This is a genomic window from Crocinitomicaceae bacterium, from assembly GCA_016708105.1.
Lineage (GTDB): Bacteria > Bacteroidota > Bacteroidia > Flavobacteriales_D > Crocinitomicaceae > JADJGJ01.
Map to the genome: position 1 here is coordinate 2,563,034 of JADJGJ010000001.1, position 14,747 is coordinate 2,577,780.

Here is a 14,747-nt window from a genome sequence, read left to right on the forward strand (position 1 = left end):
CGTTTGATGCATTCAAAGTATAATTTGCTGAATAGATCTATTTTTTATCCTATTTATTAAAGCTAATAATGTACTAAACAACCGGAATTTAAAATTTGAGAACCAAGGTAATTTAAATTAACTTCGTCATTCAAATACTCATTATGAAAGCCGGACTTTTTTTGCTGTTCAATACACTATTGCTCATTAGTTGCAAGGAGCTTGACATTACCAAGTATGAATATAGATCAACCACAATGACCGGGCGCACGGTAGTTTCCATTACGCAAGATTCAACCATCATCAGTTTTACCGGCCGAGGAGAACCCACACGCACAGCAAGAGGCACCAGTAGCACTGAATGGGCATCACTAGCCAAAGCCATGGAAGGTGTAGACTTATCAAAAATTGCCAGCCTTGAAGCGCCAAGCAATAAACGCGCAACCGATGCTGCCCCGTTCGGCAGTATTGAAATTACAAGTAAAGATACCGTCTATACATCTGCGAGTTTTGATGGTAAAAATCCTCATGAAATGCTGATGCCACTCATGAACGAAATTGTAAAAATCTGGGAGAAAAAATAAATTCTCCTTTCCCTTTCAACACGCCAAAGTCATTGTTCACAACCCACTTTAAAAGCAAGAGATTGGTTTAATTTCTCTTTCTTACCTTTGTTAGGCATGATACCAAAACAAACCATTGATGAAATTTTTCAGGCTGCCCGTGTGGAAGAAGTCATTGGTGATTTTGTGCATTTGAAAAAAGCCGGATCCAACTTCAAAGCAAAAAGTCCTTTTGTTGATGAAAAAACGCCGTCCTTCATGGTGTCGCCTTCAAAACAAATATGGAAGTGTTTTAGCTCAGGCAAGGGGGGCAATGTGGTTCAGTTTCTAATGGAACATGAACATTTCAATTATGTTGAAGCACTGCGATGGCTTGCTAATAAATATCAGATTCAGATAAAAGAAGAACGAGAACAGACCGAGGAAGAATTGGCTGCCATTTCAATTCGTGAAAATCTTTCTATCATCAATGAATTTGCAAAAAACAATTTTGTTGAAAATCTTCATCAGCACGAACAAGGCAGGGCAATTGGTTTATCTTATTTCAGAGAAAGAGGATTCAGAGATGATATCATTGCAAAATTTCAACTTGGATATTGCCTGGATGAACATGATGCATTTACAAAAAAAGCCATAGGACGCGGATACAAATTAGAATATCTTGTCAAAGCAGGATTGACAAAATCAAAAGATGAAAGAAACTTTGATTTTTTCAGAGGCAGGGTGATGTTCCCAATACACAGTGTTGCCGGTAAAGTGCTTGGTTTTGGAGGGCGCACGCTAAAATCTGATAAATCAGTTGCAAAATATTTTAACTCACCTGAATCAGAACTATACAACAAGAGCAAAATTCTATACGGATTGTATTTTGCAAAAAACAGCATGATTAAACATGATCGCTGTTTTCTGGTTGAAGGGTATACTGATGTTATTTCTTTACATCAATCAGGACTTGAAAATGTTGTAGCTTCATCAGGTACTGCTCTTACTCATGATCAAATAAAACTCATCAAGCGATACACCGATAACATTACCATTTTATATGATGGTGACGCTGCCGGAATACGCGCTTCATTCAGAGGTATTGACATGATACTTGAAGAAGGACTCAATGTGAAAGTGGTACTTTTTCCTGATGGTGATGACCCTGACTCATTTGCAAAAAAACATTCTTACTCTGAAATTGAATCATACATTGAAAGCAATTCAAAAGATTTTGTTGTTTTCAAATCAGATATTTTACTGAAAGATGCGGCCGGAGATCCGGTTAAAAAAGCGGCGATGATCAGAGATATCATCACCTCTATTGCCGCAATACCTGATGCAATTAAACGTCAGGTATATTTACGTGAATGTGCCTCTATGTTTGGAATGGAAGAACAAGTGCTCATCACTGAAATTACCAAAATCAGAAGAAATAAATCATCTGAGAATAAACCGGATGATCAATATGTGCAGTACGATATTCCAATTGAAACGCCTGATCAAAAGGTATCCATTAGTCAGGAAGATTTGCTTTTCTACCAAGAATATGATGTCATTCGCATTTTGCTGAATTATGGAAAAATCAATTTAACTGCCACGCATACTGAACATGATGAAGACGGAAATGAGCATGAAGTGCAGAGTTCAACCAGTGTAATTAAATATATTGTTACCGATCTTGATGCAGATGAAATTGAATTTCAGCATCCGGTGATGAAAATTATCTATGATGAGTTTCGCTCTTCACTATACGAAGACACCTTGCTTGAGGCATCTTATTTTACCAGACATCCAAATGCAGATGTAGCTAAACTCACGGCTGATATTATTGCAGCACAATATGAAATAAGTCCAAATTGGAGTGAACAACAAGTGCGCGTTAGCCGTGAGCATGACAAACTTGGTCAGGCTGTTACCAGTGCAATTTATTCGCTCAAAAACACCATTGTATGCCTTGAAATTAGAAAAATTCAAGATGAGTTAGACCGACTTGATATTGAATCTGAAACGGATAATATGTTGACCTTACTTGATCAACAAAGAAAATTAGAACAGGTGAAAATATTTTTATCCGCAAAATTGGGACGGATTATAATTTGAGATTGTCATGTTTGATTTTTTAACTTACGCACTTATACAACAAGGAGAATTTGCTTTGACAATTTTCAATCTGGTAGTATTTGTTGCCTTATATCTCTGTGGTAAATTATTCGTCCGTTTCATCAAACGATATTTCAATGAAAAGAAATTAACAGATAAACAAGTAACCATTGAAGGGCGTGAAATTGCCATTTGGAAACTCACTAAACAAATTATCTGGATTGTCATTGTGTTGATTGGTTACCAGAGTTTGAGACTTAACAATACTTCTTTAGATATTCAAGACATTCTTCAATTTGAATTTTTCAGATTTGACACCTTTCACATTGCAGTTTACCACTTTTTTGTGATTGTCATAGTGGTTGTATTTGCCCGTTTGGCATTGAGTGCAATCAAAGTTTGGTTGCTCAGAGCAGCAAATAAAAAACAAGGACTTGATCACGGTACGCAATATGTTTACGTTAAAATTTCACAGTACATTGTTTTCTCGATTGCATCACTGATTATTTTGCGCAGCCTGGGAATGAATCTCACCTTGTTTTTAGGTGCAACCGCATTTTTATTAGTTGGAGTTGGTTTGGGGTTACAGCATATTTTCAGCATGTATTTTTCAGGGCTTTTTCTTCTTCTTGAGAGATCAGTGAAAGTAGGTGACATTGTAGAAATTCCAAATCTTGTGAACGATAATGTTGTGGTGGCAAAAATCATTGAAATCAATTTGCGTACATCAAAAATTGAGACGCGTGATGGTATGATATTGATTGTACCCAACAACAAACTCACCCATGAAACGGTGAACAACTGGACTTATGGAAGTCATCTGACTCGCTTTACCATTCCGGTTACGGTGGCTTATGGCTCAGATCTAGAACTGGTAAAAGAAATTCTGATTCGCTGCGCGCAGGCTCATCCACATGTCACTGATCAAAAAGAAATCAAAGTACGCTGTCTAAATTTTGGTGATCATGGCATTGAGTTAGATGTAGTTTTTTGGGCTGAACAAAATTTTTACATTGAGATTCATAAAAGTGATATTCGTTTTGCCATTGAACGTGAATTTAGAAAATATCAAATTGTAATTCCGTATAAACAATTGGTGATTCATCAAGCTAACAGCGGGGGTATTTGATGCGGATACATATCCGCTAAATTGGGAGTTAGTGAAGGCCCATATCCTTCGCAGCATATTACATGTGATGCGCAGCAGGGGAATCAGACATGTAAGTTAAAGAATCTATGTGCAGCATACCAAAATTGAGATGCAGTTAAATTTGCGTAATTTTGTATCAGCCTTTGATATCAAGCTTATGAATAAAATAATTTATATTCTTACTGTACTACTCTGTTTGTTGGTTGCCTGCGGAGAAAAAGGTAATAGTCAATCAGACAATGAAAACCAAACCATTGACTCATCTTTTTGTGATTGTGCTGAACTGACATTTGACACACCGTACAATCATTTCTGGCGCTTTGAAAGACGAAAAGGCTATTCCGGAAGATGCGAAGAATATTATCCTAACGGACAAGTAAAAATTTCAAAAAATTTCTTTAACGGCAAATTGCATGGCAAAATTGTTTCGTTTTATGACAACGGACAAATAGAAGATGAAAAACAATTTGACATGAATTTTCAAACCGGAGAACAAATCACCTATTCAAAAAAAGGAGAAGTTATTTTTCACGCACTGTACTCAAGAGGACAACAAACAAAAGTGCTGGTATCACGCAGCGACATTGAAAAAGTTGATCCCTGGGATAAAAATTAATTTATCAAAATAATTGCACACCCATCAAACAAATATCATCTGTTTGATCAAAACCTTTTTTCCATCTTCTATACTCTTCAGTAAGAATCATTTTTTGTTCTGACCCGGTACGTTGTGAAACTGATTTCAATAAGGTGTGAAGTCGGCTGCTGCCAAATTTTTTTCCGCCTGTGCGCAGAGAATTTCCACCAAACTGATCCTGAAATCCATCAGAACCAAGATATATCCATGCTCCGGGTTCAATGATGATACTGTGCTCTTCAAAACTTCTGTAATTCTCCAATTGCCAACCTCCTAATGGATAACGGTTACCGTTCAGTACATAACTGCTTTTGTCCTGAATTACCAATAGTTTTCGATTAGCACCACAATACGTGAGTTCTTTTGTTTCAGGATTGTAAGCGCAAAATGAAATATCAATCCAATCATTCGTTGTGTGAACAGCGCCGTCAAAATCAAATGATTCAATGAATTTATAATCTACTTTTTTTAAAATTTCTGATGGTGATTCCAGATCTGCATTATACAAAGCATACGACAAGAGGGAATATCCAAGAATAGATAACATAGCTGCCGGCACACCATGTCCCGTACAGTCAGCGCAGGCAAAAAATAATTTTCCGTTTTTTCACCAATCCAGTAAAAATCACCGCTGACATGATTGCGCGGTTCGTACATCAAAAAACTGTCCGAAAAAATTCGGCTGAAATGACGATCACGGGGCATTAATCCTCTTTGTAAAATACCCGCATAATGCAATTCATCATGATGTTCTTTAACGGCTATTTCATTGTTCCTAATCGTTCGCAATAATTCTTTTACATCTTTCATACTCATACCATCTCAATTTGTGTGATTTGCTTCAAGGCAATTTCTGCTTAAAAAAAGTCTGTTTTATCTAATACAAAGAGACAAGAATCATGTATGTTGAATATTAAAATGATCAGAAGAATTGGTTAAATAATCAGACAAAATAATTCATCTTGCAAACGTTTAATTCAAGAATATAGGAAGTTTCAAAATTCATCTGAAAAAATAAATTCCTCTACAGGTGATAGTTGGTAAGTTCTGACTAGCACATTTAAAAGCTGGTCATGAATAATTAATTTTGAATATAAAATAACAAGATGACACATCAAAACGTCAGTTTAAAACCTTATAACACGTTCGGTATGGACGTTAACGCAGCCGTGTTTGCGGCATTTCAAACCGTGCATGAATTGAAGTGGATGCTAAGCCAACCTGAATTTAAAAAACTTCCTCTTTTAATTTTAGGAGGCGGAAGTAATGTATTGCTGACAAAAAATTTTCCCGGGCTTGTACTTAAAAATGATTTGAAAGGAATTGAAATTGTAAAACAAGAAGATGACACTGTTTTCATCAAAGCATCCGGTGGAGAGAACTGGCATGACCTTGTACTTTTTTGCATTGAAAAAGGTTTTGGCGGAATAGAAAACATGTCACTCATTCCGGGCAGTGTGGGGGCAGCACCCATGCAAAACATTGGAGCCTATGGGGTTGAAATCAAAGATGTTTTTCATGAACTAACAGCACTTGAAATATCAAGTCAGCAAGAGCGCGTTTTTACAAAAGATGATTGTCATTTTGGATACCGAGAAAGTATTTTCAAACATGAATTAAAAGGCTTGTATATTATTTTGGATGTCACGTTGAAACTAACTACCAAGCCGATTTTGAATACCACATACGGTGCAATAAAAGATGAATTGACAAAAGCCGGCATCAGTCAACCTTCCCTGCGAGATGTGAGCAATGCCGTAGTTGCCATCAGAAAAAGTAAATTGCCTGACCCAAAAGAATTGGGAAACTCAGGAAGTTTTTTTAAAAATCCCGTGGTGCTCAAGGCGCAATATGAAAATCTCAAAAAAAATTACCCGGATATACCTGGGTATCCTGAAGGTGAATTTCACACCAAACTGGCGGCAGGTTGGTTAATTGAGCAAGCCGGATGGAAAGGAAAAACCACAGGGCATTGCGGCGTACATAAAAATCAAGCACTGGTACTTGTGAACTACGGCGGCGCAACCGGTTCAGAAATTTTTAATTTATCCGAAGAAATTCTTCAGTCAGTGAAAGAAAAATTTGGAGTTGAACTGGAGAGAGAAGTGAATATTATTTAGCACCTAGGCAACTCAGCTTTTTCTGTCCTCTGTTTGATACTAAAATACCGATAATGAAGTATCTTTGGCACCAATTAGTATAATCCAACGCTTATGATTCAAATTACACATGACAGCATTAATCTAGCTTTAGATAAAATTGATAATCTTAGTGATGAACAATTAGATCAGCTCATTACCACCTATGGTGAACAACAAGAGGATTTGTTGAACTATGTATTGCAGGCAGGTATTGACTTTGACAATGAAGAAATTAATACCTATAGCATTTATTACTTTGTTGTTTTGTATGAAAGTTTTCTGCAACAAGGTCTGCATCCTGAAAAAATAACAGAAGATCAAATCAACGATTTTCAAGATCCTTTTCTTGAAGCATTAGATGCTATAAATTCAAAAGATAATCACAAACCTCTGCAAGAACTAATTGGTCAGGTTGCGCTACAAGAGTTTATTGTTGAAGATCTTGAAGCAGAAGATGAAGACGGCAGCACACTAGATGAAGAAATGCGATCACAACTTTTTATCGTTTCATCTGCCATCATTGGCTTACTGAATGAAGCTGTTTAGCGCTATGGAATCAAAACTAAGCCCACGTGAAATCATAGAAAAAATGATGAGTCAAGACAACATGAGTCGCTGGCTTGGAATTGAAATTCTCAGTTATAATCCCGGAGCTGTCAGTCTGCGCATGCAAGTGCGTGATGAAATGTGTAATGGATTTGGTGTAACACACGGTGGCATCACCTATTCTCTGGCAGACAGCGCCCTGGCTTTTTCTGCAAATAGTTACGGTATTCAATCCATGTCTATTGAAACCAGTATCTCGCACATGAAAAGTGTTCATACCGGTGACACACTTATCGTAAACACAAAACAACTTGTACTTACACGCAAAACCGGCGTGTTTGAAATGGAAGTCTTTAATCAGAATAACGTAATGGTAGCACATTTTAAAGGAACTGTTTATCGTTCTGATAAAGTTTGGGAGTGAGTAGATGATTAAAAAAATAGGAGTAAAAACATAAGATAATTTTGTCTCATGCTGGATAACCTGAAAGGAAAAAAAATAATTCTTGCTTCTAAATCGCCACGTCGTCAAGAACTTCTACGCGGACTTGGAATTGAATTTGAAGTGCGCACACGAGATATTCCGGAAGATTACCCTGCATCCATGGCTGCAGAAGACATTCCGGTTTTTCTGGCAGAAAAAAAAGCACTTGATTTTTTAAATGACCTCGCTGACAATGAAATTCTCATCACGGCAGATACCATCGTTATTCATCAGCAAAATATACTTGAAAAACCTTTGGATAAAAATCATGCGCATGCCATGTTGCGCAAGCTGGCTGATTCAGAACATACCGTAGTTACCGGAGTTTGTTGTATGAGCAAAACAAAAAAAATAACTTTCTCAGATAAAACAAAAGTCTATTTTGGTCCGCTGACCGATGCAGAAATTGATTATTATATTGAACATTACAAACCCTATGACAAAGCCGGTTCATACGGTGCGCAAGATTGGATAGGCCTCACCGCCATTCACCGTTTGAAAGGTTCATATTTCAACGTGATGGGTTTACCCACACATAGATTGTATGATGAGCTAAAAAAATTTTAACATGCCTCTCACCTATCGTCTGATTGAAGAAAAAGATAATGCAGCACTCGCTGAAGTGATTAAAAAATCATTAGAAGAACAAGGGAATAACAAACCGGGAACTATCTACGCTGATCCGCAATTATACCGCATGAGCAGCGGATACCAAACGAAAGGAACCATCTATTTTGTCGTGTTTCAAAATGACGAATTATTAGGTGGATGCGGAATTGCTCCTATTCCTGATCAAGAAAAAAATTACTGTGAACTTCAACGGATGTTCCTGAAAAAATCAGCAAGAGGAAAAGGAATCGGTGCTGAACTGATGAAACGCTGTCTTGAATTTGCAAAACAAGCCGGATATGAATTGGTTTACATTGAAACTTTTGACAATATGTTTGAAGCCATTAAACTTTATGAACGATCAGGATTTGAATACATAAACGGGCCACTCGGAAATACCGGACATTTTTCTTGTGATCGTTTTTTGGTGAAAAAATTGTGATTGGGGGTATCTATATTCTACGTTCGTGGTAAGCGAGACACTCGCGCCAGCGGGTAATTTTTATTCTTAGTTTTTGGTATCAGAGGCACGAGCGAGACTCTCGCACCGGCAGTATCTAATATAAAAAAAGTAAATATTCTCTCAATAAGTCAAATGCAAATACCAACTTTTGAGTTTGGGTTTGTGGGCAATGTGGAGGATGAACAAATCAGTATATGACGTCAAATTCTCAAGGGCTGAGCCTGTATAGTGATTGATTATTTTAGGAATGGTATTGGAATGTCCGATGACCAAAATTGTTTTTCCTTTATAGCTGGATGCCATCTGATCTATTTCGCTCATTTCATGAGGTTGATAAGTTGTGACAGGTAGGTTTTTAGAAACAGCAGTTGGGCTAGCTGTCAGAATCATTCTAATGAAAGGCGTTGCGTAAATAGCAGCAATATCTGTATTTGCAAGCATATCGGAAATACGTTGAGCGCGCTCATAACCGGCAGGCGTTAATGTACTGGAATCTGATTCATTATTTTTTTCGGCGTGGCGCACAAGTATCAACGTGGTGTAATTTTCTCCTTTAGAGAAAGACAAGAGACCGGCACTGAAAAAAAGTAAAAAGAAAATATTTTTCATCGTGAAGTTTCGTGTTTAATGCTGGTTAACCAATAATTCAAATTTTTGTTCCAGTTCAATCAGCTTTTTTGTAACAATTTTTTCTGCTGATTTATTCTCCGTGATCGGGCGATGACGCTTTAATTTGTTGATTTCTGATTTAACCAAAGCGGCTTGTTTCGTTGTGTCATCAAACCAGGCATCAGCCATTTTTTCAAATACAAAATCAATTGCCTGATGGGTTGGGTGTACTAAATCTTCTTTATAAAATCTGTAATCACGCAAATCATCCAAAACCAATTCATACGCCGGAAAATAGCTGACCTGCTTAAATTCATTGACTAAGTAATCACTTAACAAATGTAGAACTCCTTTGCTCAAATTGTTTTCATGTAACCCATCTTTGGTATGTCTGACAGGACTAACTGTTAACACCACGCGCATATTTTTATTCTGCTCAAACAAAAAATTAATCAATGAATAAAATACTTTTTTCAAATCATCCAATTGAAGCAGTTCTTTCGTGAATTCCTTTTGCGGAATTTTATGGCAATTTGCAACCACTTTGCCTGTAAGCGTATGTCTGTAAACCCATGCCGTTCCTAGCGTGATAACAATGGTATCAGCGCTCAGCAAACGTGCTTTTGTTTGAAGCAACATCTGCTGAATTTGATCTTGCAAATCTTGTTTACTCTGTGCAAATAATTTGCTGTGATATCCGTAATGAAAAAACAGATCATCTCTCTGCACAATCAATTCAGCATCAAAAGTAGAATTCACTGCATCATAAAAATAATCAGCCAAAGAGACAGGATTAAACAAAATACCGGAAGGATTTGTACACGTATCAAATCCTAAATTTGTCAATCTATTCCCAATTTCATCTGCAAAACATGACCCCGTGAAAAAAAGTTTTTTGCCATAGGTAATGAGTCCGGGTTCAGCAATTATTTTTGTTTCTGTTCTGAATTGCATAGCTCTGTATTATATTCCAAATGCACTTTTCACTACCGCAGAAAATTCTGAAGCTTGGTTGTACAATTTCATTTCTTGTTCAGCTATCAGCAAAAGAAAATCGGCATCTTGTTCCAAACGTTCAATATGATGTGTAGAAGTGAGAATGATTTTATTTGTACGTTGAGCAATTTGTCTGAGCAGTGCGTGAATTTCATATCGGTTTACCACATCTAGAAAAGCGGCGGGTTCATCCATTACCACGTATGGAGTATCTTGCACCAGCGCGCGGCCAATCATCACCATTTGTTTTTCTCCATCACTCAATGAATGAAATTTGCGATGAAGATGTTCAGTTATTTTCAAAAGTCCTGCAATTTCATGTACTTTTTCTATATCTGTTTTTTTTGGAATTGCCGCAAGGTTCATGTACGGAATTCGTCCCAAAAGCATAACATCCATTACCTTATAATCTCCAAATAATTCAGGCTTGGAAAGAACCACAGCTATTTTTTTTGCCAACTGATCTCCGGGAATATTCTTATTTGAAATCCCATCAAAAAGAATGTCTCCATCATATTCTTTATGCTGACCAAGCAAAGCTTTAATGAATGTTGATTTACCTGCGCCATTTCTACCGGTTAAAGCCACAACACCTGAGTGAATAGAGAGATGATTTGTTGTGAACAAAATGCGTTCACCAATCCTCAATTTTATATTTTTCAACTCAAGCAACACGATTATTCAGTTTTAAAATGGTATACACAATCACCGGTGCACCAAGCAATGCCGTGACAGTATTAAGTGGTAGAGCGCTGCCGGTGACACGCACAACCAAATCAGAAAGAATGGCAAGAAAAGCACCACAAAGAATGCAAGCAAACAAATGATGTAGATGATTTTTTGAAGATATGATCATGCGCACGAGTTGCGGCACAGCTATGCCAATAAAACTTACCGGTCCGCAATACACCGTAACAACCGCACTCAACACACCGGTAAAAAAAATAACCAGTAAGCGCACGCGGGTGAGTTGTATACCGGTTGACTGCGCGTATTGTTCTCCAAGCACTAAAGCATTCATGGGTTTGACCAAAAATAATGAACCAACAAAACAAATCAGACACAAGCTAACCATCCATACGATATTTATTGTTGAGATACCTTCAAAACTACCCATACCCCACAACACATATTCGCGCGTTGAAGATAAATCAGCAGATACCAACATCACATTGATGAAAGCACTGATGAAAGCACTGAACATTAAACCAAGCACCAACATGACAACCGGATTGGCAATAAATTTTGAGATAAAAAGTAAAAGCGCAAGAACACTAAATGAACCTAAGATACCGGCCAGAATCAAGCCGGGATTACCAAAAAATTGCATGGCAGAACTTCCGCCTAAAATAACAAATGCCACACCTAATTCAGCGCCTGAAGTAATACCCAAAACACCGGGACCGGCCAGCGGATTTCTAAAATAGACTTGCAAAATGAGCCCCGCAACCGCAAGTGCCGACCCACCACAAAGTGCCGCAATAGTTCGGTTGAAACGACTTTCAATGATGTATGACCAGGATGGATTTTCAGATATCCCGCCAAAAAGTATGTCCATAGTTTTATTCATCGGTATGGACACATCTCCCGTAATCAAACTGAGCAACGCAATGCCGGCAGTAAATACCAACAAGATTAAAAGTAAAATGAGATCTCTTCTAGAACGCACGTTGTGTAAAAACAGGTTTCTCAACAAAGGTATCAAATCTCTCAGGATTTGATTCAGGTCTCATTTTATCTACTATCGCAATTTCTTGGGCGATTCGCACCGTAAACCCATCGCCTTAACTCACAGAACACAGTTCATAACTCTGCCCGGGTGCTTATAAATACAGACACTTGGTTTGGTAATTTTACTTTGGGATAGTATACATGCGTCATATTCACAAAACACATGTTAAGTTTTGCAGGTATATTTTCCAATTGTGAAACAAGACAATGACATTGCGCAAAACTATAACTACTGAAACAAAATGAAATTTACTACGCCACAAACGCTAAAGCAAATTGCAGATTTTCTGAATTGTCAATTCGTTGGTGATCCGGGAATGATTGTCACAGGCATCAATGAAATTCATAAAGTTGAACCGGGTGATATCGTGTTTGTGGATCATCCAAAATATTATAAAAAAGCACTCAACAGCAAGGCTGATGTGATTATCATTGATAAAGAGGTTGAAGAAATTCCGGCCGGTAAAGCCATTATTATTTCTGCAACGCCGTTTGATGCATTCAATCAAATTACCCTGCATCATAATCCTCCAAAAGTGTGGTCATCAGCTGTTGGTGATAATTTTTCAATTGGCGCCGGCTCAGTAATTCATCCGCATGTAAGTATTGGTCACAACGTGAGTATTGGAAAAAATTCTACCATCTTATCCGGTGCTGTGCTTTGTGATTTTACTATTATTGAAGATGATGTAATTGTTGGTCCCAACGCGGTAATTGGTCACTCAGCATTTTACTACAAAAAGAAAACAGATGGATACCACCGCATGCATACCTGCGGGCGAACCATTTTAAAAAGTCGTGTTGAAATTGGCGCAATGACTACGATAGATCGCGGCGTAACAGGTGATACCATTATTGGAGAAGGAACAAAAATTGACAACCAGGTTCATATTGGACACGATACGGTGGTTGGAAAAAATTGCCTCTTCGCTGCCAATGTCGGCATAGCCGGTTGTGTGATTATTGAAGATCATGTCACCCTCTGGGGACAAGTTGGAGTAACCAGCGATATTACCATTGGCGCACATGCCGTGGTTCAAGCCCAATCAGGCGTTTCACGCAGTCTTGAAGGTGGGGCAACATATTTTGGATCACCTGCCAATGAGGCAAGAACGGTGTTGCGTGAAATGGCAGCGCTGAGAAAACTTCCGGGTATTATAGAAAATTTATGACCTACGTTCCTGAGAAAATATTACTTGATCTTGAGAACAAATTAAAAGCAAAAGATTTTAAGCTGAATTCTCTGCTTGAAATTACTAAGACTATTAACCTGAACAAGCCGGTGGATGAACTCATGCGGCTATACCAATTTATTTTGCACGAACAACTGGGCTTGCGCAAATTTATCCTGTTTGCCAATCAACGTGGCTGGCAGATTTTGCTTAAAGCAGGTATTCGTGGTGGCGTGAAAGATATTCAAGTTGAACGTGACATTTTGCGCTTCAGAGAAATTACCGTAATAGAATCATCTCACAAAAAATCTCTCAATGAATTTGATGTTGTGATTCCGGTTTTACATAAAGATCAAGCGTTGGCTTACTTGGTAATTGGCGGTTTGAGAGAAATACAGAACAAACCTCAACCGGCATTCGCCAATCTGAATTTTATTCAAACGCTCACCAATATCATGGTAGTTGCCATTGAAAATAAACGCATGGCTAAAGAAAGTGTGAAGCAAGAATTAGTGAAGCGTGAACTTGAACAAGCTTCTGAAATGCAAAAGTTGTTGTATCCTTCCAATCTTCCATCAAATCATAAAATTGATATTTCAGCCAAATATCTTTCACACAATAAAGTGAGCGGTGATTATTATGACTATATCAAACTGAATGATGATGAATTCATTATTTGTATTGCTGATGTAAGTGGTAAAGGTCTGTCAGCAGCCATGCTCATGGCTAATTTTCAGGCAACCGTGCGCACCATGTATCGCTATGGTAGACGTGATTTAAAAGAATTAATTCATGAACTGAATACCCAGGTTTTTGATTCGGCTCACGGTGAAAAATTCATTACATTTTTTATTGCAGAATATAATGCGTCAACCAGAAAGATGAAGTATGTAAATGCCGGACATAACTGGCCTGTACTAATCCGCGGTAAATCATCAAGATTTCTCAATAAAGGATGTATTGGTTTAGGTATGCTTGATGAAATTCCGCACATGGAAAGTGAAGAATTAGAAATACAAAATAATACCACCATCATATTGTACACAGATGGTGTGGTAGAATTAGAAAATAATGCGGATGAGCAATTTGAAACCGAACGTCTCACAAAAATTGTTCAGAGTTTTTATCCGCTCTCCATGGAAGATTTGAATGAAATAATCTTTTCAAAATTAGATGACTGGCGAGGCAGCAGAAGGTATGTTGACGATACAGCGATTTTAAGTTGCAGAATTTTCTGAGGGGATCTTGAAGTTTAATGCTTCAGGGTGGCTTTAGGGCACGAGCGAGATACTCGCACCAGCGTTGGATTTAGGGCACGAGCGAGATGCTCGCTCCAGCAGGACATGAGATTACCATTTTATCTTCTTTTGTCTGCTTGAAAGAATCAGTATCTAAAAAAATATCGAATAGCAATTAATTCTACAAAGTACAAGACCGATAAATTCTGAACTCAGCTTATATTTCACTATTTTTGAGATCTGAACCAATCTTAGGCTTTTTACACTTGGCAAGAATTTTTGAATACCGTTTTCTCAAAGCTGATTTCGTGCTGAAAATGCTGATGTGGTTTGTATGTGGATTC

General features: G+C 37.7%; 16 protein-coding genes. 11 read left to right on the plus strand and 5 right to left on the minus strand.

All coding sequences use genetic code 11. The annotated features are described in order from the left end of the window. Window positions 1-143 precede the first annotated feature (143 nt). The 4 genes from IPH66_11265 to IPH66_11280 all read left to right on the plus strand — a co-directional run bounded on the left by IPH66_11265 (window position 144) and on the right by IPH66_11280 (window position 4,393). Window positions 144-563, plus strand: coding sequence for a hypothetical protein (locus tag IPH66_11265; protein MBK7129929.1), 420 nt, complete (start codon window positions 144-146; stop codon window positions 561-563). A 96-nt stretch (window positions 564-659) separates the two neighbouring features. Further along, on the plus strand, window positions 660-2,627 hold the full coding sequence (locus tag IPH66_11270; protein MBK7129930.1) for a DNA primase: 1,968 nt from the start codon (window positions 660-662) through the stop codon (window positions 2,625-2,627). A 7-nt stretch (window positions 2,628-2,634) separates the two neighbouring features. Next, entirely contained in the window at window positions 2,635-3,756 is a 1,122-nt protein-coding gene (locus IPH66_11275; GenBank protein ID MBK7129931.1) for a mechanosensitive ion channel, read from the plus strand. Between the two features lie 178 nt (window positions 3,757-3,934). Continuing rightward, window positions 3,935-4,393 carry a hypothetical protein gene (locus IPH66_11280; GenBank protein MBK7129932.1) on the plus strand — a complete coding sequence of 153 codons (459 nt, stop codon included), beginning with the start codon at window positions 3,935-3,937 and terminating at the stop codon, window positions 4,391-4,393. A 4-nt stretch (window positions 4,394-4,397) separates the two neighbouring features. Here IPH66_11280 and IPH66_11285 read toward each other — a convergent pair whose 3' ends face one another. After that, window positions 4,398-4,973, minus strand: a complete 576-nt coding sequence (locus tag IPH66_11285; GenBank protein MBK7129933.1) for a SpoIIE family protein phosphatase — start codon at window positions 4,971-4,973, stop codon at window positions 4,398-4,400. 547 nt (window positions 4,974-5,520) lie between these two features. On the opposite strand from IPH66_11285, the gene murB reads away from it, so the two are divergent. From murB to IPH66_11310, 5 genes are all read left to right on the plus strand, one after another. Further along, on the plus strand, window positions 5,521-6,534 hold the full coding sequence (gene murB / locus IPH66_11290; GenBank protein MBK7129934.1) for a UDP-N-acetylmuramate dehydrogenase: 1,014 nt from the start codon (window positions 5,521-5,523) through the stop codon (window positions 6,532-6,534). Window positions 6,535-6,627: 93 nt separating this feature from the next. Next, the gene (locus IPH66_11295) at window positions 6,628-7,101 is read left to right on the plus strand and encodes a hypothetical protein (GenBank protein MBK7129935.1); all 474 of its coding nucleotides are present in this window, start codon (window positions 6,628-6,630) and stop codon (window positions 7,099-7,101) included. Between the two features lie 4 nt (window positions 7,102-7,105). Next, window positions 7,106-7,525 (plus strand): hotdog fold thioesterase, encoded by a 420-nt coding sequence (locus IPH66_11300; protein MBK7129936.1) that lies wholly within the window; start codon window positions 7,106-7,108, stop codon window positions 7,523-7,525. A 48-nt stretch (window positions 7,526-7,573) separates the two neighbouring features. After that, a complete protein-coding gene (gene maf / locus IPH66_11305; protein ID MBK7129937.1) occupies window positions 7,574-8,152 on the plus strand; it encodes a septum formation protein Maf in 579 nt (192 codons plus the stop codon). Window position 8,153: 1 nt separating this feature from the next. Further along, the gene (locus IPH66_11310) at window positions 8,154-8,636 is read left to right on the plus strand and encodes a GNAT family N-acetyltransferase (GenBank protein ID MBK7129938.1); all 483 of its coding nucleotides are present in this window, start codon (window positions 8,154-8,156) and stop codon (window positions 8,634-8,636) included. A 141-nt stretch (window positions 8,637-8,777) separates the two neighbouring features. On the opposite strand, the gene IPH66_11315 is transcribed toward IPH66_11310, so the two are convergent. The 4 genes from IPH66_11315 to IPH66_11330 are packed head-to-tail and all read right to left on the minus strand — an operon-like array spanning window position 8,778 to window position 11,931. Beyond that, window positions 8,778-9,266, minus strand: a complete 489-nt coding sequence (locus IPH66_11315) for a histidine phosphatase family protein (protein ID MBK7129939.1) — start codon at window positions 9,264-9,266, stop codon at window positions 8,778-8,780. Between the two features lie 15 nt (window positions 9,267-9,281). Then, on the minus strand, window positions 9,282-10,220 hold the full coding sequence (locus IPH66_11320) for a GSCFA domain-containing protein (protein MBK7129940.1): 939 nt from the start codon (window positions 10,218-10,220) through the stop codon (window positions 9,282-9,284). A gap of 9 nt (window positions 10,221-10,229) precedes the next feature. Next, entirely contained in the window at window positions 10,230-10,925 is a 696-nt protein-coding gene (locus IPH66_11325) for an ABC transporter ATP-binding protein (protein MBK7129941.1), read from the minus strand. A 1-nt stretch (window position 10,926) separates the two neighbouring features. Then, a complete protein-coding gene (locus tag IPH66_11330) occupies window positions 10,927-11,931 on the minus strand; it encodes an iron ABC transporter permease (protein ID MBK7129942.1) in 1,005 nt (334 codons plus the stop codon). 304 nt (window positions 11,932-12,235) lie between these two features. Between IPH66_11330 and IPH66_11335 the strand changes: the two genes are divergently transcribed. Both IPH66_11335 and IPH66_11340 read left to right on the plus strand, forming a co-directional pair. After that, complete coding sequence (locus IPH66_11335) at window positions 12,236-13,165, plus strand: UDP-3-O-(3-hydroxymyristoyl)glucosamine N-acyltransferase (GenBank protein MBK7129943.1); 930 nt, start codon at window positions 12,236-12,238, stop codon at window positions 13,163-13,165. Further along, the gene (locus tag IPH66_11340) at window positions 13,162-14,403 is read left to right on the plus strand and encodes a PP2C family protein-serine/threonine phosphatase (GenBank protein ID MBK7129944.1); all 1,242 of its coding nucleotides are present in this window, start codon (window positions 13,162-13,164) and stop codon (window positions 14,401-14,403) included. The genes IPH66_11335 and IPH66_11340 overlap by 4 nt, the downstream gene beginning before the upstream one ends. The last annotated feature ends 344 nt before the right edge of the window (window positions 14,404-14,747 follow it).